This is a genomic window from Campylobacter porcelli (genome assembly GCF_002139855.1).
Lineage (GTDB): Bacteria > Campylobacterota > Campylobacteria > Campylobacterales > Campylobacteraceae > Campylobacter > Campylobacter porcelli.
In genome coordinates this window covers 222,920-248,583 of the sequence record NZ_CP018789.1, presented here as the reverse complement: position 1 = coordinate 248,583, position 25,664 = coordinate 222,920, and the positions used below count along the sequence as shown (strand labels likewise).

The window sequence follows — 25,664 nt, the reverse complement described above, 5'->3', positions numbered from 1 at the left end:
AAGCCTTAATTTTATACAAATTTTATTAAATTGTCAAGGCAAAATTTAAAAATAAAATTTATATATTTTTAATATAATTATTTTTATATTTTATATATCTTTAAATAAACAAAATTTTTTAATTATATTCACAATTAAGCCAAATAAGGATAAAATGCCACGCAAAAAGGAGAGAAAATGGCATACTCCAAAAAAAATCTAATCTCTACAAAAGATCTTAGTAGCGATGATATATTTCAAATTTTAAATTTAGCCAAACATTATAAAAATCTAAATCTACAAAATGAGAAAAAATCCCCACTTTTAAAGGGCGTTACGGTTGTAAATTCATTCTTTGAAAACTCCACTAGAACTCGCACAAGCTTTGAAATCGCAGCCAAAAGGCTCTCAAGTGATGCTATTAATTTTACTGCTAGTAGCTCAAGCACCAATAAAGGAGAGACGCTAATTGATACAATCAAAAATATAGAATCTATGAAAACTGATATATTCATTATGCGTCATAGTAGCTCAGGTGCTGCTAAATTCGTAGCATCTCACACCCCAAGTTGCGTGATAAATGCCGGCGATGGATGTAATGAGCACCCTACTCAAGCTTTGCTTGATCTATTTACGATATATGAGAAATTTGGCTCATTTGATAACCTAGTTGTATCTATAATCGGCGATATAGCTCACTCTAGAGTAGCTAGGTCAAATATCTATGCTATGCAAACTTTAGGTATAAAAATTAAACTATTTGGCCCACCTCAAATGATGCAATATGCTAGCGTCTTTGGCTGTGAAATTTGTAAAGATATGGATGAGGCGGTGCGAGGTAGCGATGCGATTATAATGCTTAGAATTCAGCTTGAAAGAAGCGATGATGAGACGCCATTTCCTAGCATTAGAGAGTATAGTAGATATTTTGGATTAAGTAAAAATAGAATGAAACAAGCCAAAGATAACGCCATTATACTCCATCCAGGCCCTATAAATAGAGGCGTGGAGCTAAATAGCGATGTAGCTGATGATACTAGAATTTCTAATATCTTATCCCAAGTAGAAAATGGCGTGGCGATTAGAATGGCAATATTAGATATAGTATATAAAAATCTCAAAGGATTATAATGAGAACTTTGATTAAAAATGGAATGATAATCAACGCCAATGATAGTAAAAAGGCAAATGTATTAATAGAAAATGACAAGATAGTTGATATTACTCTAGATGAGCCAAAGGCTGATAATATCATTGATGCTAATGGCAAACTCATAATGCCTGGACTTATTGATATTCATGTGCATTTTAGAGATCCTGGATTTGAGTATAAAGATGATATTATAAGTGGTTCTGAAACTGCTGTAGCTGGGGGTGTAACTGCTTGTTGCCCTATGGCAAATACAAATCCCGTAAATGATAACGCCACAATCACTAGAGATATGATAAAAAAGGCTAAAAAACGAGGCCTAATAGACCTAATGCCAATAGGAGCCATAACAAATGGTATGAAAGGTGGCAGTATCACTGAGATGGGCGAGATGAGCGAGGCTGGATGCGTGGCATTTAGCGATGATGGATTGCCAGTAAGCTCTAGTGATGTTATGCGAGCTGCGCTTGAGTATTCAGCATTTCATGGCTCATTTATTATAAACCACTCTCAAGATTGCTCACTATGTAGAAATGGACATATGAATGAGGGGTTAATGTCTATGAAACTAGGCATAAAAGGTATGCCAAGAGAGCAAGAGGAGATTATGATAAGCCGCGATATGCTCCTAGCTAAGCTAACTGGCGGACATATTCACATAGCTCATGTAAGTAGCGGATGGAGCTTAAAACTCATCGAAACTGCCAAAAAAGAGGGTATAAATATAACTTGTGAAGTCTGTCCACACCACTTTACATTTGATGATAGCTACCTTGAAGGCTATGATACAAACTACAAAATGTCTCCACCACTTCGCACTAAAGATGATGTCAAGGCGATGAGAGAGGGGCTAAGAAATGGTATAATAGATATAATCTGCACAGATCACGCTCCACACCATTTAGATGAGAAAGAGAGGGAATTTGATAAGGCTCCATTTGGAATTTTAGGTCTTCAAACCTTAATCCCGCTTACTTTAAATTTAGTTAGAGATGGAGTTATAAGCTTAAATAAGATGGTAGAGCTTACAAGCCTAAATCCAGCTAAGCTATTAAAACTCAATGATAGGGGCAAAATCGAGATAGGATATTTGGCTGATATTGCCATAGTTGATCCTGAATTTGAGTATATTTATGATGAAAATTTAAATAAATCCAAATCCAAAAACTCACCACTTTTAGGCAAAAAACTAAAAGGAGCCGCTATAAAAACTATAAAATCAGGAAAATTAGTATATGATTTTCCAAATGTGGTGGTGTGAATGAGAAGTGCATTTACTATGATTGAGCTGGTTTTTGTGATTGTGGTACTAGGGATTTTAGCTAGTATTGCTGTGCCTAAATTTATAGCTACTAAAGATGACGCAAGTGCTATGGTCTCTGCTACTTTGCTAAAAGATACCATTGTTCAGCTAACAGCATACTATACGATAAATGGCAAACTTCCATCTGGTGAGCTAAAATCTCAAAGCAATTTAGATAAACTAGCCCCAACTTACAAAAAATCATATGATAAAAATGAAGCTTGGACAAAGTGCCTAAATATCAATCTTACAAGTGATACTATAGCGATTAATCAAGCTACTATTGATGATGAGCCTCTGTGTAAAACACTAGTTAAAATTCCAGCTGTTAAAGATTGGATTGATAATAATATCACGCTAAGCGGTGGTGGAATATTTGATTAATAATCTGCTTAAATGGCTATAAATTTTAATAAATTTCTAGCCATTTAGCCTTTTGGCAAATTTACTCTTATTACCTAAATACACAAATGTCAGCACTTCAGCTACTGCTTTAAATAGATTAGCTGGAATTTGATCATCTACATCACACAAGCGGTATAATTCACGAGCTAGTGGCGGATTTTCCACTATTTGCACCCCATGCTCAATCCCAATTTGCCTAATACGAAGTGCCAAATGATCTGCTCCCTTAGCTAATACAACAGGCGCAGACTCCTTATCCTTATCATAGCGGATCGCCACAGCATAGTGGGTTGGGTTTGTGATAATGGCATCGGCTGCTGGGATATTTTGCATCATACGCTTTTTGGCTGCTTGCATCTGTAACTGACGGATACGCCCCTTAACTCTAGGATCTCCATCCATCTGCTTATACTCATCTTTTACCTCTTGCTTAGACATTCTAAGCCCTTTGAAATATTGATACCTTACTATAAATATATCAGCAACTGCAATAATCAAAAAAAGCAATAGCATAATCCCAGCTAAAATAAACATCTTATCTCTAAGCCATACAAGCTGGTCAAACATCGTATAAAACATCGTATAAGGAAGCTCTGTAATAAACTGCAAAAATACATAAAAAGCACAACCTAATATGGCTGAAACTTTGATTAAAATTTTTGCTGTTTCAACTGCCTTTTTAAGCGAAAAGAGATTTCCAAGACCTTTGATTGGATCAAGCTTAGAAAAATTTGGCATTAAAGGCTCAGTGGTAAAAATAAAACCAAACTGCATAACATTTGAGATAATCCCAGCAATCATCACGCAAATAAGCAAGGGCAAAAGTATAAGCAAACATTGAAAAATAGAGTGGATAACAATTTTAAAAAATAACTCTCTAGTAAGTGGTGTGCCGATAAGATCTTGATAATATAGATATAAATTCATCACCCTATCGCCCATAAATCCCATCAAAGCAATAAGAGCTACGCACCCCACAAGCAAGGTGACAAATCCACTAACATCTTGGGATTTAGGGACATTTCCTTTATTCCTAGCATCCTCAATCTTCTTAGCGGTGGCTTCTTCGGTTTTTTCTTGATCGTCTGCCATCTAGCCTACTTAATTTCTATTAGCATAATCTTTATATCCAAATTCACGCCAAACCACCACATCACCACTCTCATTGACCATAGCTAGGCTTGGAAGTTTAACGCCATTAAAAGTGGTGTTTTTTACTATTGTGTAGTGAATTTGATCTTCAAAAATTATCTTATCGCCAATATTTATAGGGTTATCAAATTTATAAATTGGATCCCCAGCTTCAGCTCCGACAATATCCCCAGCTAAGCAAGTTGCCCCACCAAATCTATAGCTAAATTTGCCATTTTGGCTCTCATTTCTAATCTTTGGGCGATATGGCATTAAGATAGTATCTGGCATATGGCACTCAGCTGAAGCATCTATAATACAAATTTTTTGCTCATTATCAACTATATCTAACACAGTGGCAATCAAAAATCCACACTCCCAGCCCACAGCCTCACCTGGCTCGATATAGACTTCAACATTATACTTTTTAGAAAAATTCTTAATAAGCCTAATAAGCAATTCTACATCATAACCAGCCTTTGTGATATGATGGCCACCTCCAAAATTTACCCACTTCATACGCGATAAAATCTTGCCAAACTGCTCTTCAAACGCCTTTAAAACCATCTCCAAGCTCTTAGCACTCTCTTCACAAAGTGCGTGAAAATGGAGCCCATCAATCCCATCTATATTATCAAATTCAAAATTCTCTCTAGTAATACCCAATCTAGAAAATCTACCACACGGATTATACATATCAGTTGGACTAGCTGAGACATTTGGATTTACTCTTAGGCCTATACTTGCGTTGCTATTTTTAGCCTTTGTAGCAAAGCGTTTCCACTGGTTAAAACTATTAAAAACCACATGATTACTAATGCTTAGCACCTCATCGATCTCATCATCTTTAAAGGCTGGAGAGTATGTGTGTATCTCCTTAAAACCATGCTCTTTGGCATATTGGGCTTCAATTAAACCACTACAAGTAGCACCACCTAATATAGCTGATGTAAGTGGCATACCAGGAGAAAATGCAAAACCTTTAAGAGCACAAAGCACCTTAGCTCCGCTTGTTTGAGCGACATAATTAAGCAGATTTAAATTTGATTGAAGTTTGCTCTTTTCACAGACATATGCTGGAGTTTTGATATCTTGTAATCTCATATTATTCCTAAATTTAATTGGGGTATTATATCAAATTTAGATTAAGATATTTTTAAGTCTTAAGTGTAAATTTAGATGAGATTGCCGCTATATCTTTTGAATTTACTAAAGCCAAAATAGCCTCTTTAGCATGAGATAATATCCCATCAAGCTTTTTCATCTCATCGCTATCAAACTTGCCTAAAACATAATCAATCACGCTTTTATCACTACGACCTATACCTATGCGGACTCTATCATAGCCATTGCCTATTAGCTTATCTATGGATTTGATGCCATTGTGGCCACCACTACTGCCACCATTTTTAAATCTCATCGCCCCAAAAGCTATATCAAGCTCATCATGAACGACAATAATCTGGCTAGGCTTATAAAAATCATTTACAGCTTTTAATGAGTTACCACTAGCATTCATATATGTAGATGGTTTAAGAAGGAGAAGGGAGCCTTTTTTATATAGCTCACCTTGAAATTTAGCTGAACTTACATCGCTATAACCGCCATCTTTAAGCATAAGGTCAATTAGCATAAATCCAACATTATGGCGAGTATTTTCATACTCTTTGCCAATATTGCCTAGCCCAGCTATTAGGGTCATTACTTAGCTTTTACTACACCTAAAACGGCTACACGACCCGCATCTATAATGCGAACATTTTGTGGAGCCTTAATATCACGAACTAATATTGTATCATCTATATCAAGTGGAGATACATCTACTTTAAAGCTATCTGGAAGGTCTTTGCCTTTACATTTGACTTTTAAACGCTTTTTAGATTGTAGTAAAACGCCTTTGTTTTTAATACCAGCTGGAGTGCCAACAGGAATAACTGGGACTAAATATTTTGATTCAACATCTGGTAAGACAACTTTTAAATCAACATGTTTTAAAATACTTGTTACTGGGTGTTTTTGATAATCAACCACTACAACATTATAGGTTTTACCACCTACGCTTACATCAAATTTCAAACCGCTTTTAGCCTTTACAGCTTTGATAAAATCATTTACTTTAAAAGCAGCATTGATATTTTCAATACCTTTTGCGTAAATGTTGGCGATTAGATAACCATCTTTTCTAAGAGCTTTAGTGCTTCTTTTGTCAATACTCTCTCTAACAATGCCTTCTAACATTATCTTTCCTTAAAATAAAATAGTTGGCAATTATAGCCAAAAAATATAAATTTAAACTTATGATAGCGACGCTAAAATCTCATCAAAAGCCGTTACAAACGCCTCTAAACCATCATCTAAAAGCTCTGAACAAACTCTATTATAATCTATACCAAGCACCTTTGCATTTGCCATAAATTTAGATATTTCATCATCGCTTGGCAAAGCTTTAGCCCTAAAATCGCCACTAGCAATAAAAGCTTTGATGGTATCAAGTGGTGCTGTATTTATAGAATTTGGATATAAAAGCTCTTTGATATAATAATCCGCTGGCAAACTCCCATCCTTAACGCCTGTGCTTGCAAATAGAGTTCTTACATTACTCTGATTGGCATTTTGGATTTGATTGTATATGCTTGTTGCGTTATAAATCCCAAATTTAGCTCTATCTTCGAGCTTCTCATCAAGCAATCTATCAAAGCGACTTACAAATACGCTAATTACCCCTTGAGGTAAAGTGGTTTGCGGAAATCTTTTGCTATATTTTTTCGTTCCTTCTTTAAATGCCTCTAGGCACTCTTTGGCTTGAGAATTAGAAAAAATAAGCGTAGCATTGACATTAATTCCTTTTTTCATTAGCTCACTCATCGCTTCAAATCCAGATGAAATAGCTGGGATTTTAATCATCACATTTGGCATTTTAATTGTATTATATAGCCTTTTGCCCTCTTCGACAATATCGCTTGTTAAAATTAAATTTGGATCTATCTCGATACTGACAAAGCCATCATCGCCTCTTGCGTAATTACCAAGCAACTTAGTAGCTGCCATTTTAATATCATTTGTAGCTAAAATTTCATATAGTTTTTTTGGATCTTTTTTTCTAAATTTATCCTTTAACTCACTATAGGCTTTTGAGCTACAAATAGCATTTTTAAATATGCTTGGATTGCTTGTAACGCCGTTAATTACGCTATTTTGGATTAGCTGCGTGAAATTTGAATTTATAAAATCACGCTCTAAAAAATCACACCAAAGAGAGAAATTAATCTCTTTCATTTTCTACCTTTATATAATCTTTTTAATCTCGTTTAAGTCTTTAATATCTATTATATGAGTAGCAGCGTCTTTTAATACCTGATTTGCGCAAAAGGCAATACCGGTGCTAGCTTCTTTAAACATAGATATATCATTTGCCCCATCGCCCACACAAGCTACTTCATCTTTATTTAAACCTAAAAAATCTTTAAGTCTTTTAAGCATCTTACCCTTAGAGTCGCCAAACATCATCTCTCCGCCTACATTGCCAGTTAAAATTCCATTTTTATGGTGGAGTTCATTGGCAAAATTTATATCAAAGCCTAGTTTATTTTGTGCTATATCTGTTGCTATATGAAATCCACCGCTAAATACAACTATCTTAATATTTTTGGATTTTAAATATGAGATAATATCACTTGCACCAGTGATAAATGGTAAATTTGAAGCAATTTCTAAGGCTCTATTAAGCTCTAAGCCCTCAATCAATCTAACTCTTTTTATAAGACTTTCATAAAAATCAAGCTCACCTGCCATAGCTCTAGCAGTGATCTCGCCCACCTCTTTTTCTTTACCCATCGCTCTTGAGAGGATGGTAATAGTCTCACCATCCATAAGAGTAGAATCAAAATCAAAAACACAAAGTTTTATCATTTAAATGCCTTAAAAATCACGCTTTAATAAAGATTCAACCTTTAATATCGTTAAGATATTATTATCTCTTTTACCGATACCTTGTATCATTCCTTTATCTTTAGCTAGAGTTTCAGGCGGCTGGTCTATTTGATTTGTATTTATTCTAATAGCCTCTGTAAGCCTATCTATGACAAAACCAGCGATATTTTCGCTATCTTGCATAACGATATATCTGGTATTTGCTGTCATTTTACTAGGTTCAAGATTAAATCTAATTCTTAAATCTATCAAAGGGATAACACTACCCCTAAGATTAAACACACCAAGCACATATGGTGGCACACTAGGAACTCTAGTGTATTCAATTGGCTTGATAATCTCTTTTATATATAAAATTGGAATAGCAAACTCCTCATCACCAACGATAAAGCCTACGAGTTGTTCTATCTCTTCTCTATCTTTTATATTTTCAGGTTCGCTTATTTGCTGTTTTTGCCTTTGTAAAACTTCACCTAATTTATCGCTCATTTTACTTCCTTACACTAGCTTTATATTTTTTCTTACGACATTTTCTAAGTATTCTGGAGAGTATGGTTTAGTAATATACTCAGTCATACCTACTTCTACGCCCCTTAAGCGGTCGCTTTTACTTGTTCTACTTGTAACTGCAATTAGTGGCAAATTGCGATATTTAGAGTATTTTCTAATCTCTCCAGCCAATGTATAACCATCCATTCTAGGCATCTCAATATCTATAAGCATTGCATCTATGCTGTGATCTCCTGATTTGACAATATTTAACGCTTCAATACCATTTGTCGCTTCTATCACAGTTACACCAATTGGTTCAAGTGATTTTTGCATAATTGTCCTATCCATCTTAGAGTCATCAACAATTAAAACTTTATAATCACTTGGTTTTTCTTTTTTAGCCATTTGAGCGTTTGATTCCATACTAGCTCTAATATCTATTTTAATCTCTTTTGCCATATCCATTATCATACCAACATCGACAATTAGTGTTACCTTACCATCGCCTCTAATGGTACCACCAGCAATTCCGCGAATATTTTGTAAATAATTTCCAAGAGATTTAATAACGATCTCCTCTTGACCAATCAAGCTATCAACTATAATACCAAGCTTACTATCAGCAACATTAATTACAACTACATATGTTTGATCGCCGCTTTCAAATATCTGCTTAACACCAAATAGATCACTAAGTCTAACAAGGCTAAGAACTTCATCTCTAAGTCTAAGGACATTTTTACCCTCGATTGTATAGATATTATCTACTGGGACTCTTACTGTTTCTTTAACGCTTGCTAGTGGGATAGCATAAAATTCCTCTTGAGAGCCTACTAATAGGGATTGTATAATTGCTAGAGTTAGTGGAATTTTAAGCTTCATAATTGTGCCTTTTCCAACTTCGCTCTCTATATCAATTATACCATTTAATTTCTCAATATTTGTCTTAACGACATCCATTCCCACGCCACGACCGCTAACATTGGTAACTTGCTTAGCCATAGAAAATCCTGGCTTAAATATAAGCGAATATGCCTCTTTATCGCTCATACTATCTACTTCTCTTTCTGTGATTATGCCTCTTTCAAGAGCTTTCATCTTCACAGCTAAAGCATCAATCCCTTTACCATCATCTACTATCTCAACAACGATATGATTTCCCTCATTATAAGCTTTTAGTTGGATTACGCCTTTTTCAGGTTTTCCAGCTGCTAGCCTATCTTTAGGATCTTCAATACCATGGTCGCAAGAATTTCTAATTATATGAACAAGCGGATCGCCGATCTCTTCGACAATTGATTTATCAAGCTCTGTCTCTTCACCACTTATTTCTAGATCAATTTGTTTGCCTAGCTCACGGCTTAGATCACGCACCATTCTTGGGAATTTATTAAATACCTTAGCAATTGGTAGCATTCTTGTTTTCATAACAGCAAGTTGAATATCAGTAGTTACTAAGCTTAATTGGCTTACAACTTGATTTAACTCTTCTAAGAACTTCTCTCCTTCATATCTCTCTTCTACATCATCATAAATTTTAAGGAGTCTATTTTTGCCAAGAACTAATTCACCAATCAAATTCATCAAATTATCAAGTCTTTTTACCTCAACCCTAATAGTTTGCTCTACTGCTGATGAGCTAGAGTGGGCTGGAGTTTGCTCTTTTGATGATTTTAGAGCTTGTGGTTTAGGCGATTGGGCTTGCTCTTTTGGAGCTGGCTGCTCACTGCTTTGCTTTTGCTTTTCTCTTCTGGCTTGATCTTCAGCTTTGCGAACTTTAAGAAGTCTTTCAATTTCAGCTTCTACCTCATCTTCGCTTAAGCTATTTACATCTACTTCTTGCTCAGCTTCTTGCTCTTGTGCTGGAGCTTCTTTTGTTTGAACTGGGAGCTCTTCTTTTAGCTCATCTTTAGTAGTAGATGCACTGCTAACCTCTGGAGTTCTACCTTCGTTAATGGCTGTAAGTCTATCGCATATATCAGATATACTCACACCAGCATCAGTATCATTTCCACGCTCTCTAATACTTCTTAAAAGTGCTTTCATCATATCAACTGATTCTAAAACCACATCCATAATATCTGGAGTAATCTTTAACTCCCCATGGCGAGCTTTATTTAACACATCTTCCATATGGTGAGTAAGTTTTGTTAAGACATCAAAATTTAAAAATGATGAGCTACCTTTTACTGTGTGAGCAACACGGAAAATACGATTTAATAGCTCTAAATCCTCAGGATTAGACTCTAGCTCAACCAAATCATGATCTATTTGCTCAATAAGCTCAAATGCCTCAACTAAAAAGTCTTCTAGTATTTCTTGCATATCATCCATAAATCACCTCTTAACTAATATATTTTTTGCGTGATTCAATCACTCTTGAAACAGCTGAATAAAACTCTGTGGCATTAAATTTGGTTAAGAATACATCTCCGCCAGCATCTTTGCCATGAATTTCGCTAAATTCATTACTCAATGATGAGTTAAAGATAATAGGAATATTTGTAAATCTCTTATCATCTTTTACATTTGCAGCGAAGTGGAATCCATCCATTTGTGGCATCTCAACATCGCTTATAATCACACGAAGATTATCTTCTAAATCATCTTTATACATTGAGTATAGGTCGTTTAGTTTCTCTAGCCCTTCTACGCCATCTTTGGCCTCAACTACTCTTAAGCCCATCTTAGTAAGTGCTTCGCTAACAAGCCTTCTAGCAGTCAAACTATCATCTAAGATAAGAGCTACACCGCTAAATTTATGTATATCGCCAACTTCAACTTCCATTTTTGGCTGATAAATTCCAAGCTCTTCTACAATGCTCTCAAGATCTAAAATCAGCAAAACATCATCATTTTCTATTCTTGTTACGCCAGTAATTTTGGATTTATCCAATGTCCCAGTACCGGCACTTCCAGCAAAATTAGCTGGCTCTATATCTTTCCAATTAATGCGTCTAATTCTCTTTGCTTCATGGACGATAAAACCGATAAAAATATTGCTAAATTCAGCAATGATAACTCTAGGTTTTAAAATTGCCTCTTTTGGCTCTTCAATCTGCATCCATTTAGCAAGGTTGATAACGGGGATAACAACTCCACGAAGGTCAAAAATCCCCTCAATATAATCAGGCACACCTGGTAGTTCGGTGAGATTTGGCATCTTTATGATCTCTTTGACCTTAGCGACATTGACGCCATATATGCCTTCATATATAGCATCTTTGCCTTGTTTTAAGATACGAAAATCAACAAGCTCCATCTCATTCGAACCCGTTTTTAAGATATTATCATCAAACATTTGGGCTCCTTATAAGTTGAAATTTAATTTCATCGGCGTATTCTACAATAAAATATCTACGCTCAGACGCAAAACAAGGTAAATTTATATAATCTTTTGAATTTATCTTAAATTTAATACCTTGATGATAGTGCCCCTCGATAATAACATCAGCCTTATATTTATCTATTTTTTGAGCTATAATCTCTTTGAAATTTGGTATTTTATAGGATAAATTCTTATCTTTTTGAGTAGATAAAATCCACTTAGTTATCTTAAATTTCAAAACCCCATCAAGAAAATCCATAAATTTTAAAAATATACAATTACGCAAAAATTTCAATATATTTTGCGTAAAAAATCCCAAAAATATATCCCCATGAGCTATGGCTACACGCTTATTATCAAGGGTAAAAATAGCTGGTTGCGATGAGATAGGATATAACATAATATTTGGGAAAATTGAGCCAAGATTAAAGTCGTGATTGCCCTCAAAATAGTGTATTTGCGTCTTTGTAGAGAGTAAATTTAACTCATCAATCCACTCCTTATAAACCACTTGAGTATGGCGCGCAGAGCTTAAAAAATCAAAAATATCACCAACTAAAAATATCTGCGGTGGTATCTTTAAAATGCCTTTATTAAAGGCTTTAATGAGTTTTAAAAACTCAAAGCGTTTTATATTTTCATGAGCATCAGCTATAAAAATCGCCCCATCTAAAATTCTCATATAGAATTCCCAATAACTGGCAAGGCAACCTCCTCATCTATCCCCATTATCAAATTAGCATTTGCTAAGGCCTGAGATGAAGCACCACGAAGTAGATTATCTATACTAGAATTTATCCAAATTTTCCCATCTTTATTCATAGCAAAAATATCGCAAAAATGCGTCCCAGCCACATCTTTTATAGATACTGGCTCTGTGCGAATGCGTATAAATCTCTCATCTTTATAAAAATCTTTTAAAACACTCAACGGATCAATACCCTTAAATTCAGGCTTTAAATACCCATAGCTACTTACTAGCATTCCACGACTAAGCGGGATTAAATGCGGCACAAACATCACATCAATATCAGTATTATAAGCTAAATTTAAATGCTCCTTAATCTCATCACTATGCCTGTGAGTAAGTGGCAAGTAGGCGTTCATATTCTCATTTACGCTGATAAAATGGCTACTAGGCTTTAGGCTTTTTCCAGCTCCGCTTAGACCGCTTTTAGCGTCTATCATCACGCCAAATTTACTATCAATCATATTAGCAAATGGCAACAAAGCTAAAAGCGAACAAGTAGGATAACACCCTGGATTTGCTATTAAATTTGCGTTTTTGATCCTGTCTCTATTTATCTCCACTAGTCCATAAACGGCCTCTTTTAGCCCATCTAAATCGATATGAGAGCAGTAATTTTTCTCATAATTTTCCTGGCTTACTCTATAATCAGCTGAGAGATCTACTATCTTTACGCCACTTTTTCTAAGTTTGCTAGCTAAACTCATAGCCTCTTTATGCGGCAAAGCCAAAAATACCAAATCACATCTAGCCTTTATCTCATCAGCATTTGCCACCTCAATTGGCATATCGATCACGCCTTTTAAACTACTAAAGCTATCAGATAACTTCCCACTACTACTAGCCCCAGCATAACAAAGCTCAAAATTTGGATGAGCCACCAGCATTTTAACCAGCTCAAGCCCAGTATATCCGCTAATACCAACTACCCCTACTCTTATCATATTCTACCTTACTCAAAAACTATATCTTGATATTTTACTTCGACTATCTCTATCTCACTTTTACCATTTGGTAAGGTTAAAATCACCTCATCGCCCTCTTTTTTGCCTATTAGCTGCTTAGCAATTGGGGTAGATATTGAAATTAGCCCACGACTAAGATTACTCTCTGTTATGCCTACAATCGTGTAAGTTGTCTCTACCTCGCTATCAATATCCATTATAGTTACAGTTGAGCCAAATTTGACCTTATCATGCTCATACTCGCTTGGATCTATGACCTTTGCTCTGCTTACTATATCGCTAAGTTCAGCTATGCGATTTTCTATAAAAGCTTGCTTCTCTCTAGCGGCGTGATACTCGGCATTTTCTTTTAAATCCCCATGGCTTCTTGCTATATCTATCTCTTTTACTATCGCTGGTCTTTGGATCATTTTTAGATCTTTTAGCTCAGCTGTGATCTTCTCATATCCATAAATTGTCATTGGCTCAGTCATAAATTTTCCTTAAAAATATTTAAATTTAGGATTTTATCCTATTTTATCTTAAAAGCATATCAGCCACGCCCTTTGCACTTCCGTGCTTTAAATATCTCCTAAGCTCATTACAAGCGTTTAAAAATTTAGCCCCATCATAGCTTTTATAGCTATTAAGTAAATTTTGTGGTGTAACTTGCTCTTGGATTAATTCATCATGTAAAGGCTCTTTTCCCATAAAATCAAATATTATATTTGCAAGACCTGCGTGTTTTAGCTTCACAAGCTTTCTAGCAAGCCATATATCAATCGCTTTTGCCTTGTAGCAAAGCACAAAAGGCGTTCCTATAAGAGCTGCCTCAAGCGTAGCAGTGCCTGAGCAGATAAAGGCAAATTGACTTTGTAAAAGAGCTTTATGAGTATCAAAAACCACTTCAAACTCACTAATGTTACCATAAATTTCATCTATATCATCTTTTAAATTCGGCGGGATAACTAAGAGTTTTTTATGCTTTAAGCTTCGTGCGACCTCTTTATAAATAGGCATTAAACGGCTAATCTCGCTCCTTCTAGACCCTGGCATAAAGGCTATAACTTCGCTATTTAAAAGCTCTGTTTTTTGCACCTTTATCTCATCAAGCAAAGGGTGGCCTACATATACGCTTTTAGTGTAATATCTCTCATCAAAAGGCAAAATTGAGGCTAGATTATCGCAATATCTCTCCACCTTAGCTACTCTTTTCTTTTTCCATGCCCAAACCTGTGGGAGTATGTAGTAGGTTATCTCGCATTTTAGTCCAGCTTCTTTTATAGCTTTTGCTAAAGGTAGGTTAAAAGCTGGGCTATCAATTAGCAAGACTTTATCGCAGTTTTTAGCTAGTTCTACCATCTGTTTTAAAGCTCTTTTAGCTTTAAAAATCAGTGGCAAAATCTCCACAAACCCCATTGCGCTAAATTCCTTACTATCATACAAAGCAGCGCCAAATCTCCTATCAAATATCCCGCAAATTTCGCTATTATCTAAATATTTTAGCACCTCTGTTAAGTGCAAATTTGCTGATGCTTCCAGTGATGAGACTAAGATTTTCATAAATTTCCTTTTAAATTTAACCAAAATTATAGCCAACAATTTAAAAATTATAGGTAAAATTTAGCAAAAAAGGATATATGTGAGAGATATTTTAATAACAAACGATGATGGATTTGAAGCAGCTGGGCTACTAGCTTTGCGTGATACACTTAGCAAAATAGCTAATGTCGTAGTCGTCGCTCCAAGTAGCGAAAAATCAGCTTGTTCGCACTCTATTACTCTAACTCGTCCGCTTAGATTTATCCAGCTTGATGATGGATTTTTCAAGCTGGATGACGCTACGCCTAGTGATTGTATCTACCTTGCGCTTGAGACAATGTATAAAGATAAAAAGCCAGATCTTATCATAAGTGGTATAAATCATGGCGCAAATGTAGGCGAAGATATAACCTACTCAGGCACTTGCGGTGGGGCTATGGAAGGCACACTTCAAGGGGTTTGCTCTATTGCCGTTTCGCAACTATATAATAATGATAGCTTGGATAAATTTGGCTTTGATTTAGCTTGTGAAATTACATTAGAATTAGTCAAAAATATATTTGAAAATGGCTATCCGCTACGCGGTAGAGAGTTTTTAAATTTAAATATTCCTGCTGTGCCAAAAAGTGAGTATAAAGGGCTAAAAATAGTCCCAGCTGGTCAGCAAAGCTACAACACAAACGCCCAAATTCATCGCAATCCAAGAGGCTTAGAATACTACTGGCTAGGCACACCTGGAATTCGATACGCAGCAGATCTAGGCTACGCATGCGATATTGAAACTCTTAGTCAAAATTATGCTAGTCTTACGCCAATTAAACTTGATATGACTGCGTATAAAAGCATAGAAATAGTAAAAAACTGGATGGAAAAATGATTGATAGATTTACTAGAAGTCGCTGGATTTTTGGCGATAAATTTGAAAAACTCCAAAGCTCAAAGGTACTAGTATGTGGCTGTGGGGGCGTAGGTGGCGTGTGTATCGATGCCTTGTATCGCAGTGGGGTTGGGCATATCACCGCAATTGATTGTGATAAATTTGATATAACAAACCAAAATCGCCAAATAGGAAGCGACTTTGTAGGGGAGCTTAAAACCGATGTATTTGCTAGGCTCTATCCTGGTATAAAAACGATGAATTTAAAGCTAACGCCAAGCGTGATAAGTGAGTTTGATTTTGAGCCTTTTGACCTTGTTATTGACTGTATAGATGATATACCAGCTAAGGTGGCGATGGCTCAAATTTGCTATAAAAAACTACTTAGCTCAATGGGTGGGGCTAAAAGGCTAGATCCAACAAAAATAGAAGTCGCAAGTATCAAAAAAACTACAAACGATCCATTTGCTAGGAAAATTAGATATGAGCTTAAAAAAGCTGGATTTAAGGGAGATTATAAGGTAGTTTTCTCAACAGAAGCACCAAATTGCGTAAATTTAGGAAGCTTTATAGGCGTAACAGCAAGTTTTGGCTTAAATTTAGCAGCACTTGCGGTAAATAGGCTCACTAAATGCTAAAAAGCTTTTGGCAAAACTATAAACTCGTCTCAAAGCCAAATATAACTCCGCCTAATATGATAAGCCGTGTTGGGAATTTAGCAGAGAGTGAGTTTTTTGATATTATTAGTCAAATCAATGGATTAAATATCTATAAAAATAAACGCGTTAAGGATTCTAATGCTGGATTGCATGAGATTGATTTTATCATCGTAGATGGATTTTATATCTATCTTGTGGAGTTTAAACACTGGGTTGGGAGCATTGATATTAGCGGTGATGGGTGGATACAAACTACTAAAAAACGAACCATAATACACCAAGATCCACTGGCTAAACTACTTAAAAATACTCAAATTTTCAAAGATTTTTTAACCAATAATGAATTTGATCTAAGTAGCTATAAAATACTTAGTTTTGTCGTTTTTGATAAAACAAAAATTAGCATACCAAAGCAAATTCGCAAAAATAGATATATATTAACCAAACACAATTTTTTAAATCTTTTACATAAAAATCGCAGCAAAATCCGCCCAGATAGCAATAGTCAAAATCAGCTTAAAAAAATATTAACTTCTATGACTGTATGGTCTCGCTTGCACCTATATGGCGGCGAGATACTAACTGGGTCGATTAGATATTTTTTAATCAGTAATAAAAAGAAAAAATTGCCAAAGCATTTTAGAGTAAATTTAGACTTAAACTGGCAAAGAAATAATACAATAAGCTTTATAAATGCCCTATTTGGCAGACGAAAAAAGCTAAAAATCAAATCCAAAATATATAAAATTCATCCAAATGATAGCGTAGGATTTATACAAGCTGGGGAATTTGAGATTAAACATATCAAATTTGGATTAATAGAAAAAATCGTAAAAGATGATGAGATTATCTGATTTTTTTAATATTAGTTTTTGATATTTTATAAATTTTTGACGCTGGGGCTTGAGTAAATTTGGTATCTATGATAATATCAGCATTTGCCATCGCAAATTCTATATCAAAGCCCTTTTTATGGGGATTTGCACTAGTAGAATATGCCCACCCTAGCTTATCTAATAATCTAGCGTGCGGGTGATCTTTTACCACTCTAATGGCTTGTGAATTTGGGTATATGAATGTTGTTTTTTTGGCTCTGCGGACTAAATTTCGATATTTTTTAGGAACTCTTGAGATATTTTTTAAGATGCTAAATTGACTAACACAAATCAAACAAGGCTGATTTAATGGGCGGTTTTTTACTCTATTTAACTTCTCTAAGTCTTGGCTTAAAAATCCAGCCGTGGTATCAGTCTGAGCCAAATAAATCATAAAAGCCCTATCCTAGCCTTAAGGTCAGCCACGCCCCTATAAATCGCACTTTTGACTATAGCATTTATGCTAGTTGCGATACCATACTTAAGCAAATTTTGAATACTCTTATACACAGCATAAAGATCGCCAATTCCACCTTCTACCATATTTTATTTGCCTAGATACTCTTGTAAGCTTTTTACCTCTAGGGCTGCTTCATTTGAGCTAATTGAGCTAGCGGCGACTAAGGCTGCGTTCATATTAGTAAAATATGGAATTTTAAATCTAAGCACGGCTTGTCGGATTTTCACAGCGTCGCTAGTGCTAGATTTGTTATCACTGGTATTGACAGCTAGAGCTATATCCCCATTTTTTAGCCTGTCTTCGATATTTGGGCGACCTTCGCTAATTTTATATACCATTTCGCACTTAACTCCAGCTTGAGACAAGGCTTTATAAGTGCCACCAGTAGCCACTATCTCAAAGCCTAGCTTATCAAATTCCTTAGCTAATAAAATTCCACGCTCCTTATCTGCATCAGCTAAGCTTATAAAGACCGCACCACTACTTGGGAGTATATTTTTAGCTGATATTTGAGACTTGACAAAGCTCTTAGCAAAGCTATCGCTAATCCCCATAACCTCGCCTGTGCTCTTCATCTCTGGACCCAAAATCAGATCGGCTCCGCTTAATTTATTAAACGGAAATACGCTCTCTTTTACACAAACTACCCCATTTAAATCTGGTTTATAAATTTGCCCATCAAATTTAACCACTTTAAATTGGTCATAAAACTCAAGCGCCTCTTTTAAATTCCCTTGCCACATAACGCGCGTGGCGACTTTTGCCATCGGAAGACCTGTAGCCTTACTTACAAATGGCACCGTGCGGCTAGCTCTTGGATTAACCTCAATAATATAAAGTTTATCATTATATACCGCAAATTGTATATTCATAAGCCCTATTACGCCAAGCTTTAGGGCTATATCTTTGGTGCATTTTTCTACTTGATCTATGATTTTTTGCGATAGATTGCGTGGTGGGAGTATGCTAGCACTATCGCCACTATGGATTCCAGCCTCCTCTATATGCTCCATAATAGCACCGATATAGACATCTTTGCCATCGCTAATTGCATCCACATCAAGCTCGGTAGCATCTTGTAGGAATTTATCTAAAAGCACTGGTGAGTTATTACTTACTTTAACTGCCTCCCCCATATACTCTTTTAGCTCAATTTGATTATGAACTCTTCTCATAGCTCGCCCACCTAAGACATAGCTAGGACGCACCAAAACAGGATAGCCGATTTTATTTGCTTTTTCCAAAGCTTCAGACTCGCTAGTAGCGGTATCATTCTCAGGCTGAGCCACATCGATTAAGCGTATAAACTCACTAAATTTCTTTCTATCTTCTGCTACATCGATTACTCTAGCACTTGTGCCTATTATCTTAGCTCCGATCATTGATAGGCGTTTGGAGAATTTAAGAGGGGTTTGACCACCAAAATGAACTATAACGCCATCTGGATTTTCACGCTCTATCACGGCTCTTAAATGCTCAAAATCAATTGGCTCAAAATATAAAATATCGCTAGTATCATAATCAGTTGAGACGGTTTCTGGGTTGCAATTATACATTATAGTTGTAATACCAAGGTCTTTTAGGGCATAACTCGCATGAACGCAACAATAATCAAACTCAATCCCTTGACCTATTCTATTTGCCCCCCCACCGATGATAAGAACCTTTTTATTAGCGCTATTTACTTTTAAACTTGGTAAATTTGGTGTGATATTTGTGCTACTATAAAGATATGGAGTAAGTGCTAAAAACTCGCCACCGCAAGTATCAACCTCATTATACTCTAAAGCGATATTGTGACGCATTCTAGCGTAATATATATCATTTTGACTTAATTCTAAATTATCTTTGGAGTTGATTAGATATGCTATCATCTTATCGCTAAAGCCCCAAGTTTTGGCTTTTCTTAAAAGCTCTTTATCATTTAAGATATCCATATCTACACTTTTTTCAAACTCAACTATCTCATAAATTTTATTTAAAAACCATCTATCAATCTTAGTTAATTCATAAACCTCATCAACGCTTTTGCCACTCCTAAAAGCTTGAGCGATATATAAAATTCTATTTTCATGAGCGTTTCTTAGCCCAAATACAAGCTCATCATCGCTTAGGCTTAGATGATTAAATCCGCTATAATCCTTCTCTAAGCTACAAAGGGCTTTTTGGATGCTCTCTTTAAAGCTTCTGCCAATTGCCATTACTTCACCCACGCTTTTCATCGCTGTGCCTAGATATGGATTAGAGCCTGGGAATTTCTCAAATGTAAATCTTGGAATTTTAGTAACTATATAGTCAATTACTGGCTCAAAACTAGCCGGAGTGCCTGTGATATCGTTTTTAATCTCATCAAGAGTAAAGCCCACTGCAAGCATAGTAGCAACCTTAGCTATCGGATAGCCTGTAGCCTTACTAGCTAAAGCTGAACTTCTGCTTACACGCGGATTCATCTCAATTACAGTCATTCTACCATTTTTAGGATTTATAGCAAATTGCACATTGCTTCCGCCTGTATCTACGCCAATCTCACGCAAGATTTTAAAACTCGCATCACGCATATATTGATACTCTTTATCAGTTAGAGTAAGGGCTGGGGCTATGGTTATGCTATCTCCAGTATGCACTCCCATCGGATCTAAATTCTCTATTGAGCATACGATAATGCAGTTATCAGCCCTATCTCTGATGACCTCCATCTCATACTCTTTCCACCCAAGAAGACTCTCTTCGATTAAAATTTCATTTATAGGACTAGCCTCTATCCCGCTTTCTGCAATATCTCTAAATTCATCAAGATTATATGCCACGCCACTACCAGCACCGCCTAAGGTGTAGCTAGCTCTAATTATAAGTGGAAATCCTATCTCATTAGCCGCATTTAAAGCCTCTTGCATATTATAAGCATACATTGACTTTGGCAAGTCCATACCTATCTTTATCATCGCCTCTTTAAAAGCTACTCTATCTTCGCCTTTTTTTATAGCTGCTGGATTAGCTCCTAGGAATTTAACATTGCCAAGCATATCATTCTCATATAGCTCCATAGCCACATTTAACGCTACTTGACCACCCATAGTAGGCAAGATAGCATCGACGCTCTCTTTTTTGATTATGCGACTTATGCTCTCTTTGGTAATTGGCTCTATATAGGTTGCATCGGCAAAATCTGGATCTGTCATAATCGTAGCTGGATTAGAATTAATAAGCACAACTCTATAGCCAAGCTCTTTTAGCGTTTTAGCTGCTTGAGTGCCACTATAGTCAAACTCACAGGCTTGACCGATGACTATAGGTCCGCTTCCTATAAGCAAAATTGTCTTGATATCTTCTCTTTTTGGCATACTCCACCTCTCTTATTTTCGCACTTTAAGGGATACTAAGATTACTTAATTTTTAGCAAATTTAAGTGTAATTATATTGAATAATAGATAAAAAACAGCATAAAAAAGGGATAAAATTCTGTTGTAAATTGTTGATTTATAGAAATTTGAATGAAATTTGAGTATTATTGATTTGTAACCACATATAGGTAGCTTGGAACTTGGATTTTTAGCATAGTCTCTACAACTGCACTCTTATATAACTCCTCTTCATAGACTTTAATAATTCTACCTACTGGCACTCCACCAAAAAATATCCCATCAAGTCCGCTAGTATAGACCTCATCGCCTACTTTTGGATTGAGCCATTGGGCTATAAATTTAACCGTGATATTCTTGCCATTTCCAGTAGCGATACCTGCTATACGCTGCTCTCCGATACTTACAGAAAATGTCGATTTGGGGTCAGTTTGAAGTAAGGCTAGCGGATTTCCATCTTTATTTACCACTATACCTGCCGTTTTACCTTGAGAGATTAGACCATAAATTTTATTCTCATCAAATTCATCAAAATCGATCCAAATTTTATCATGATCCCCAATATTCATATACGAAAGCGCCCTAACAAGCCTAATATCTGGGTTAAATCTAGTTGAATTTTGCTCGCTCAATAGTGTATCAAGCTTATAAGCAAACGCCGAAAGCAAGGTAGCTGAGTACTCCAGCTCAGCATTTTGCTCTCTAAGCGCTCTTATCTCATCTGCTTGGTTAAAATGCTCATCAATACTATTAACTATAAAATCCCTTGTATCTTGATATAGTGATAATATGAAATTTGTGCTATTTATCACTATACTTCTAGCATAATCGCTTAGATAAAATGATGTAAAACCCAAGCAAATAATTATTAAGATAAATTTAATTTTATTCATTTATTAATTGCTGTAATAAACCTATCTCTTCTAAGGCCTTACCAGTTCCTCTAGCCACTGCAAGAAGTGGCTCATCAGCTACATAAACTGGTAGTTTTACAATATCAGCCAAATACTTATCTAGCCCTCTAATCAGCGCTCCACCACCAGTAAGCACCACACCACGCTCTACTATATCTCCAGCTAGATCTGGTGGCATATTTTCTAAAACGGTTTTTAAAGCATCGGCAATCTCTTTTAAAGGCTCTCTCATCGCCTCTCTAATATCCTCGCTAGTAAGCTCTATACGGCTTAATAGTCCGCTTACTTGATCCCTACCTTTTACTACCATAGATAGCTCTTTAGGTAGCTGAATGGCTGAGCCAATCTTGATCTTAATATCCTCGCCATTTCTCTCGCCAATTAGCAAGTTATACTTCTCTTTTACATAGTTCATAATGCTAGCATCAAGCTTATCTCCAGCCGTTCTAATGCTTTTAGATATAACCAAACCACCCAAAGATACCACGCCAATCTCAGTTGTGCCACCACCAATATCCACTACCAAACTACCTTGAGGCTCACGGATTGGCAAATTCGCCCCAATGGCTGCAGCCATAGGCTCTTCTATCAAAAAGACCTCTCTAGCCCCAGCTGAAAGCGCACTCTCCCTAACGGCTTTTCTCTCGACTTGAGTTAAGCCATATGGGACAGAGATAATGATTCTAGGGCGTAAAAATGTCTTTCTTCTATGGGTTTTTTCGATAAAATGTCTAATCATCTTCTCAGTCATATCAAAATCTGCTATAACCCCATCTCTCATAGGCCTAATCGCCTCTATATCCCCTGGAGTTTTACCCACCATCTCCTTAGCATCATGCCCGACTGCTAGTATCTTTTGCTTACCATATTTCTCTCTTTGGACAGCTACAACACTTGGCTCATTTATCACAATGCCTTTATCTTTTACCAATACCAATGTATTTGCAGTGCCTAAGTCTATTCCCATATCGCTAGAAAATAGCCCTACTAATTGGTCTAAAATCATATATCTCCTTTACTTTGCTTTCATTAATAGTGGCTTTGCATCACCATCAATCACATTTTTTGATATTATCACATCATAGCCATTTAACTCTGGAAGATCATACATAATATCTATCATCACATCTTCCATTATACTCCTTAAACCTCTAGCTCCAGTTTTACGCTTAATGGCTTGATTTGCCACCTCTTTAATAGCCTCATCTTCAAATTTAAGCCTTGCTCCATCAATGGCAAAGAGCTTTTCATACTGCTTTAAAAGGGCGTTTTTAGGCTGGGTTAAGATATTTACCATATCATCAATTGTAATCTCATTTAGGGTTGTAATAGCGTGTAATCTGCCAATTAGCTCAGGAATTAGCCCAAAATGCACCAAATCATCAGGCTCTACAAGGCTTAGCAAATTTGACTTCTGGCTTTTACCACGCTTCTCTTGATTAAATCCTAAAACATTCTTACCAAGCCTACGCTCAATAATATCCTTAAGTCCATCAAAAGCCCCACCGCAAACAAATAAAATATTTGTAGTATCAATCTGAATAAAATCTTGATTTGGGTGCTTTCTACCGCCTTTTGGTGGGATATTTACCACGCTACCTTCTATTATCTTTAATAGTGCTTGCTGGACGCCCTCACCGCTTACATCACGAGTAATTGACCTATTCTCACCCATTCTAGCAATCTTATCTATCTCATCGACAAACACAATCCCCTGCTCAGCTCTTTTCACATCGCCACCGGCTGCATTTAATAGCTTTGTAAGGATATTTTCTACATCTTCACCTACATATCCAGCCTCAGTTAAGCTTGTAGCATCGCAAATAGCTATTGGAACATCTAAAAATCTAGCCAAAGTTTGAGCCATTAGCGTTTTACCGCTCCCTGTAGGGCCAATTAGCAAGATATTTGATTTTGAAATTTCAGTATCATCTTCAATGCTATGTTGCTTAAATATTCTTTTATAATGATTATAAACACCTACGCTAAAGACCTTTTTAGCTCTTTCTTGACCTATTACATAATCATCTAAAACAGATTTTAAAATCTTTGGAGTTATATCTTTATAATCTATAACCTTATGAGTATTTTGCCCTGTTTCATCGCCATGAACTGCACTATATGCTGCATCAACACAGAATTCACATATAAATGAACTATCACTCTCATTAGCTAAAAGTTTTCTATCATTTGCTTCGCTCTCACCGCAAAAACTACACTTTCTAGCCATTAATCTCTCCCCTTATCAAGCGGTATTCCTCTTTTTGTGTTTATGATAAATTCGCACATCTTCCTAGCCTCTAAAGTAGGATTTTGATCCAAAAGCTCTAATGCTCTATCTTTTAATCCGCCACCACTTCTAAATAGAAATTTATAAGCTTTATTGATCTGTTCTACTATCTCTTTATCAAATCTTCTGCGAATTCCAACTAAATTTAAACTTCTTATATAAGCCCTATTTCCTTCAGCTAAGCAAAATGGCACCACATCTTGACTAAGCGCTGATGCCCCAGCTATCATACAGCTCTCACCAATATGGACAAACTGATGCACAGGCGTAAGACCGCCAATCACAGCATAATCATCGATCACCACATGCCCTGCTAGCGTCACGCCATTGGCTAAAATAATCCCATCACCCAAGAGGCAATCATGAGCTATATGGGTATATGCCATTATAAAATTATTACTACCGATATTAGTGTATCCATCGCCCTTTTTGGTGCCTGAGTTTATGGTAGCAAACTCCCTGATGGTAACATTTTCTCCTACTCGAACTCCACCAGCATCCTCTATAGAGTAGCTAATATCTTGAGGGATATCGCCCACAATTGCGTAGCTATAAATTTTACTACCGCTACCAATATGCGTATCTCCGATAATCCTAGCACCTTGCTTGATTATAACATTATCACCCAAAACGCTCTTTGAGCTTATGAAAGCATATGGCTCAATAACACATCCATCACCTAAAATAGCACCATCTTCTACAACTGCTGTATTATGAATTTGCATATTTTGCTCTTAATTATTTATCTACAATCATCGCTTTTAGCTCAGCTTCAGCCACTAATTTCTCATCTACATAGGCCTTAGCACTCAAAGCCCAGATATTTCCCTTGCGCTTTAAAACCTCTAATCTATACTCTAATCTATCGCCCGGGCGAACAGGAGATCTAAATTTCGCCCCATCAATACTCATAAAATAGACTACCTTATTCTCTACGCTAATTTGCTCCTCTTCACCCAAGCTTTTAAAAGCTAAAATTCCGCCAGCTTGAGCCATTCCTTCAATAATCATAACGCCTGGATATATAGGATGACCTGGAAAATGACCTTGAAAAACCTGCTCGGCAATTGTAACATTCTTATACCCTTTAATATGCTTATTTGGCTCTAGCTCAACAACTCTATCAATAAGCAAAAATGGGTATCTGTGCGGTAATATCTTTTGAATTTCAACTACATCTATCATAAAATACCTTCTGAATACAAAGTGCTAGATTGTATCTAAAATTAGCAAAATATTAGTTGAATTTTTAAAAAATATCAATAATTTTATCTAAAT

General features: G+C 36.1%; 27 protein-coding genes. 6 read left to right on the top strand and 21 right to left on the bottom strand.

All coding sequences use genetic code 11. From position 1 onward, the window contains the following. Positions 1-177: 177 nt before the first annotated feature. Genes CSUIS_RS01245 through CSUIS_RS08660 form a run of 3 tightly spaced genes read left to right on the top strand, consistent with a single transcriptional unit; the run spans position 178 to position 2,816 of the window. Entirely contained in the window at positions 178-1,110 is a 933-nt protein-coding gene (locus CSUIS_RS01245; protein WP_086296788.1) for an aspartate carbamoyltransferase catalytic subunit, read from the top strand. Beyond that, the gene (locus tag CSUIS_RS01240; RefSeq protein WP_086296787.1) at positions 1,110-2,390 is read left to right on the top strand and encodes a dihydroorotase; all 1,281 of its coding nucleotides are present in this window, start codon (positions 1,110-1,112) and stop codon (positions 2,388-2,390) included. Before CSUIS_RS01245 ends, CSUIS_RS01240 begins: the two co-directional genes overlap by 1 nt. Continuing rightward, on the top strand, positions 2,391-2,816 hold the full coding sequence (locus tag CSUIS_RS08660; RefSeq protein WP_086296786.1) for a type II secretion system protein: 426 nt from the start codon (positions 2,391-2,393) through the stop codon (positions 2,814-2,816). Positions 2,817-2,852: 36 nt separating this feature from the next. On the opposite strand, the gene flhB is transcribed toward CSUIS_RS08660, so the two are convergent. From flhB to lpxB, 13 genes are read right to left on the bottom strand one after another with little or no spacing between them, the layout of a single operon-like run. Further along, positions 2,853-3,929 carry a flagellar biosynthesis protein FlhB gene (gene flhB, locus CSUIS_RS01230; RefSeq protein WP_086296785.1) on the bottom strand — a complete coding sequence of 359 codons (1,077 nt, stop codon included), beginning with the start codon at positions 3,927-3,929 and terminating at the stop codon, positions 2,853-2,855. 9 nt (positions 3,930-3,938) lie between these two features. Further along, positions 3,939-5,072 (bottom strand): carboxynorspermidine decarboxylase, encoded by a 1,134-nt coding sequence (gene nspC, locus CSUIS_RS01225; RefSeq protein ID WP_086296784.1) that lies wholly within the window; start codon positions 5,070-5,072, stop codon positions 3,939-3,941. 52 nt (positions 5,073-5,124) lie between these two features. Further along, a complete protein-coding gene (gene pth / locus CSUIS_RS01220; RefSeq protein ID WP_086296783.1) occupies positions 5,125-5,670 on the bottom strand; it encodes an aminoacyl-tRNA hydrolase in 546 nt (181 codons plus the stop codon). Further along, the gene (locus tag CSUIS_RS01215) at positions 5,670-6,206 is read right to left on the bottom strand and encodes a 50S ribosomal protein L25/general stress protein Ctc (protein ID WP_086236975.1); all 537 of its coding nucleotides are present in this window, start codon (positions 6,204-6,206) and stop codon (positions 5,670-5,672) included. The genes pth and CSUIS_RS01215 overlap by 1 nt, the downstream gene beginning before the upstream one ends. Before the next feature lie 57 nt (positions 6,207-6,263). Next, positions 6,264-7,244, bottom strand: a complete 981-nt coding sequence (locus tag CSUIS_RS01210) for a transaldolase (protein ID WP_086296782.1) — start codon at positions 7,242-7,244, stop codon at positions 6,264-6,266. Between the two features lie 9 nt (positions 7,245-7,253). Continuing rightward, a complete protein-coding gene (serB, locus tag CSUIS_RS01205) occupies positions 7,254-7,877 on the bottom strand; it encodes a phosphoserine phosphatase SerB (protein ID WP_086236977.1) in 624 nt (207 codons plus the stop codon). 9 nt (positions 7,878-7,886) lie between these two features. Further along, positions 7,887-8,387 (bottom strand): chemotaxis protein CheW, encoded by a 501-nt coding sequence (locus tag CSUIS_RS01200; protein WP_086236978.1) that lies wholly within the window; start codon positions 8,385-8,387, stop codon positions 7,887-7,889. 9 nt (positions 8,388-8,396) lie between these two features. Next, positions 8,397-10,724 carry a hybrid sensor histidine kinase/response regulator gene (locus tag CSUIS_RS01195; RefSeq protein ID WP_086296781.1) on the bottom strand — a complete coding sequence of 776 codons (2,328 nt, stop codon included), beginning with the start codon at positions 10,722-10,724 and terminating at the stop codon, positions 8,397-8,399. A 10-nt stretch (positions 10,725-10,734) separates the two neighbouring features. Beyond that, positions 10,735-11,691 (bottom strand): chemotaxis protein, encoded by a 957-nt coding sequence (locus CSUIS_RS01190; RefSeq protein ID WP_086236980.1) that lies wholly within the window; start codon positions 11,689-11,691, stop codon positions 10,735-10,737. Then, positions 11,684-12,400, bottom strand: coding sequence for a UDP-2,3-diacylglucosamine diphosphatase (locus tag CSUIS_RS01185; protein WP_086296780.1), 717 nt, complete (start codon positions 12,398-12,400; stop codon positions 11,684-11,686). The genes CSUIS_RS01190 and CSUIS_RS01185 overlap by 8 nt, the downstream gene beginning before the upstream one ends. After that, positions 12,397-13,410 (bottom strand): N-acetyl-gamma-glutamyl-phosphate reductase, encoded by a 1,014-nt coding sequence (gene argC, locus CSUIS_RS01180; RefSeq protein ID WP_086296779.1) that lies wholly within the window; start codon positions 13,408-13,410, stop codon positions 12,397-12,399. The genes CSUIS_RS01185 and argC overlap by 4 nt, the downstream gene beginning before the upstream one ends. 8 nt (positions 13,411-13,418) lie before the next feature. After that, on the bottom strand, positions 13,419-13,904 hold the full coding sequence (greA, locus tag CSUIS_RS01175; protein WP_086296778.1) for a transcription elongation factor GreA: 486 nt from the start codon (positions 13,902-13,904) through the stop codon (positions 13,419-13,421). A 43-nt stretch (positions 13,905-13,947) separates the two neighbouring features. Beyond that, positions 13,948-14,973, bottom strand: a complete 1,026-nt coding sequence (lpxB, locus tag CSUIS_RS01170; protein ID WP_086296777.1) for a lipid-A-disaccharide synthase — start codon at positions 14,971-14,973, stop codon at positions 13,948-13,950. A 79-nt stretch (positions 14,974-15,052) separates the two neighbouring features. Between lpxB and surE the strand changes: the two genes are divergently transcribed. Genes surE through CSUIS_RS01155 form a run of 3 tightly spaced genes read left to right on the top strand, consistent with a single transcriptional unit; the run spans position 15,053 to position 17,342 of the window. Beyond that, complete coding sequence (gene surE, locus CSUIS_RS01165; protein ID WP_086296776.1) at positions 15,053-15,829, top strand: 5'/3'-nucleotidase SurE; 777 nt, start codon at positions 15,053-15,055, stop codon at positions 15,827-15,829. Continuing rightward, the gene (locus tag CSUIS_RS01160; protein WP_086296775.1) at positions 15,826-16,467 is read left to right on the top strand and encodes a tRNA threonylcarbamoyladenosine dehydratase; all 642 of its coding nucleotides are present in this window, start codon (positions 15,826-15,828) and stop codon (positions 16,465-16,467) included. Before surE ends, CSUIS_RS01160 begins: the two co-directional genes overlap by 4 nt. Beyond that, complete coding sequence (locus tag CSUIS_RS01155; RefSeq protein WP_086296774.1) at positions 16,461-17,342, top strand: nuclease-related domain-containing protein; 882 nt, start codon at positions 16,461-16,463, stop codon at positions 17,340-17,342. The genes CSUIS_RS01160 and CSUIS_RS01155 overlap by 7 nt, the downstream gene beginning before the upstream one ends. Here CSUIS_RS01155 and CSUIS_RS01150 read toward each other — a convergent pair. From CSUIS_RS01150 to fabZ, 8 genes are all read right to left on the bottom strand, one after another. Beyond that, on the bottom strand, positions 17,335-17,757 hold the full coding sequence (locus CSUIS_RS01150; RefSeq protein ID WP_086296773.1) for a Sua5/YciO/YrdC/YwlC family protein: 423 nt from the start codon (positions 17,755-17,757) through the stop codon (positions 17,335-17,337). The genes CSUIS_RS01155 and CSUIS_RS01150 overlap by 8 nt on opposite strands. Further along, on the bottom strand, positions 17,754-17,906 hold the full coding sequence (locus CSUIS_RS08425; protein WP_192940195.1) for a hypothetical protein: 153 nt from the start codon (positions 17,904-17,906) through the stop codon (positions 17,754-17,756). The genes CSUIS_RS01150 and CSUIS_RS08425 overlap by 4 nt, the downstream gene beginning before the upstream one ends. 3 nt (positions 17,907-17,909) lie before the next feature. After that, the gene (gene carB, locus CSUIS_RS01145) at positions 17,910-21,164 is read right to left on the bottom strand and encodes a carbamoyl-phosphate synthase large subunit (RefSeq protein WP_086296772.1); all 3,255 of its coding nucleotides are present in this window, start codon (positions 21,162-21,164) and stop codon (positions 17,910-17,912) included. 164 nt (positions 21,165-21,328) lie between these two features. Further along, entirely contained in the window at positions 21,329-22,075 is a 747-nt protein-coding gene (mreC, locus tag CSUIS_RS01140; protein ID WP_086293655.1) for a rod shape-determining protein MreC, read from the bottom strand. After that, entirely contained in the window at positions 22,068-23,102 is a 1,035-nt protein-coding gene (locus CSUIS_RS01135) for a rod shape-determining protein (RefSeq protein WP_086236994.1), read from the bottom strand. The genes mreC and CSUIS_RS01135 overlap by 8 nt, the downstream gene beginning before the upstream one ends. Positions 23,103-23,111: 9 nt before the next feature. Further along, positions 23,112-24,326, bottom strand: a complete 1,215-nt coding sequence (gene clpX, locus CSUIS_RS01130; RefSeq protein ID WP_086296771.1) for an ATP-dependent Clp protease ATP-binding subunit ClpX — start codon at positions 24,324-24,326, stop codon at positions 23,112-23,114. Continuing rightward, positions 24,326-25,111, bottom strand: a complete 786-nt coding sequence (lpxA, locus tag CSUIS_RS01125; protein WP_086236996.1) for an acyl-ACP--UDP-N-acetylglucosamine O-acyltransferase — start codon at positions 25,109-25,111, stop codon at positions 24,326-24,328. The genes clpX and lpxA overlap by 1 nt, the downstream gene beginning before the upstream one ends. 13 nt (positions 25,112-25,124) lie before the next feature. Next, positions 25,125-25,571 carry a 3-hydroxyacyl-ACP dehydratase FabZ gene (gene fabZ, locus CSUIS_RS01120; protein WP_086296770.1) on the bottom strand — a complete coding sequence of 149 codons (447 nt, stop codon included), beginning with the start codon at positions 25,569-25,571 and terminating at the stop codon, positions 25,125-25,127. Between the last annotated feature and the right edge of the window lie 93 nt (positions 25,572-25,664).

Excerpts from the sequence above, each read along its gene's own strand:
- CSUIS_RS01150 (WP_086296773.1), bottom strand. The coding sequence starts at position 17,757 with ATGATTTATTTGGCTCAGACTGATACCACGGCTGGATTTTTAAGCCAA.
- CSUIS_RS01200 (WP_086236978.1), bottom strand. The coding sequence starts at position 8,387 with ATGAGCGATAAATTAGGTGAAGTTTTACAAAGGCAAAAACAGCAAATA.
- lpxA (WP_086236996.1), bottom strand. The coding sequence starts at position 25,111 with ATGCAAATTCATAATACAGCAGTTGTAGAAGATGGTGCTATTTTAGGT.
- mreC (WP_086293655.1), bottom strand. The coding sequence starts at position 22,075 with ATGAATAAAATTAAATTTATCTTAATAATTATTTGCTTGGGTTTTACA.
- CSUIS_RS01210 (WP_086296782.1), bottom strand. The coding sequence starts at position 7,244 with ATGAAAGAGATTAATTTCTCTCTTTGGTGTGATTTTTTAGAGCGTGAT.
- argC (WP_086296779.1), bottom strand. The coding sequence starts at position 13,410 with ATGATAAGAGTAGGGGTAGTTGGTATTAGCGGATATACTGGGCTTGAG.
- CSUIS_RS01215 (WP_086236975.1), bottom strand. The coding sequence starts at position 6,206 with ATGTTAGAAGGCATTGTTAGAGAGAGTATTGACAAAAGAAGCACTAAA.
- CSUIS_RS01135 (WP_086236994.1), bottom strand. The coding sequence starts at position 23,102 with ATGATTTTAGACCAATTAGTAGGGCTATTTTCTAGCGATATGGGAATA.
- flhB (WP_086296785.1), bottom strand. The coding sequence starts at position 3,929 with ATGGCAGACGATCAAGAAAAAACCGAAGAAGCCACCGCTAAGAAGATT.
- CSUIS_RS01190 (WP_086236980.1), bottom strand. The coding sequence starts at position 11,691 with ATGTTTGATGATAATATCTTAAAAACGGGTTCGAATGAGATGGAGCTT.
- greA (WP_086296778.1), bottom strand. The coding sequence starts at position 13,904 with ATGACTGAGCCAATGACAATTTATGGATATGAGAAGATCACAGCTGAG.
- fabZ (WP_086296770.1), bottom strand. The coding sequence starts at position 25,571 with ATGATAGATGTAGTTGAAATTCAAAAGATATTACCGCACAGATACCCA.
- carB (WP_086296772.1), bottom strand. The coding sequence starts at position 21,164 with ATGCCAAAAAGAGAAGATATCAAGACAATTTTGCTTATAGGAAGCGGA.
- clpX (WP_086296771.1), bottom strand. The coding sequence starts at position 24,326 with ATGGCTAGAAAGTGTAGTTTTTGCGGTGAGAGCGAAGCAAATGATAGA.
- CSUIS_RS01155 (WP_086296774.1), top strand. The coding sequence starts at position 16,461 with ATGCTAAAAAGCTTTTGGCAAAACTATAAACTCGTCTCAAAGCCAAAT.
- lpxB (WP_086296777.1), bottom strand. The coding sequence starts at position 14,973 with ATGAAAATCTTAGTCTCATCACTGGAAGCATCAGCAAATTTGCACTTA.
- CSUIS_RS01245 (WP_086296788.1), top strand. The coding sequence starts at position 178 with ATGGCATACTCCAAAAAAAATCTAATCTCTACAAAAGATCTTAGTAGC.
- serB (WP_086236977.1), bottom strand. The coding sequence starts at position 7,877 with ATGATAAAACTTTGTGTTTTTGATTTTGATTCTACTCTTATGGATGGT.
- pth (WP_086296783.1), bottom strand. The coding sequence starts at position 5,670 with ATGACCCTAATAGCTGGGCTAGGCAATATTGGCAAAGAGTATGAAAAT.
- nspC (WP_086296784.1), bottom strand. The coding sequence starts at position 5,072 with ATGAGATTACAAGATATCAAAACTCCAGCATATGTCTGTGAAAAGAGC.
- CSUIS_RS01185 (WP_086296780.1), bottom strand. The coding sequence starts at position 12,400 with ATGAGAATTTTAGATGGGGCGATTTTTATAGCTGATGCTCATGAAAAT.
- CSUIS_RS01160 (WP_086296775.1), top strand. The coding sequence starts at position 15,826 with ATGATTGATAGATTTACTAGAAGTCGCTGGATTTTTGGCGATAAATTT.
- CSUIS_RS08425 (WP_192940195.1), bottom strand. The coding sequence starts at position 17,906 with ATGGTAGAAGGTGGAATTGGCGATCTTTATGCTGTGTATAAGAGTATT.
- CSUIS_RS01195 (WP_086296781.1), bottom strand. The coding sequence starts at position 10,724 with ATGGATGATATGCAAGAAATACTAGAAGACTTTTTAGTTGAGGCATTT.
- CSUIS_RS08660 (WP_086296786.1), top strand. The coding sequence starts at position 2,391 with ATGAGAAGTGCATTTACTATGATTGAGCTGGTTTTTGTGATTGTGGTA.
- CSUIS_RS01240 (WP_086296787.1), top strand. The coding sequence starts at position 1,110 with ATGAGAACTTTGATTAAAAATGGAATGATAATCAACGCCAATGATAGT.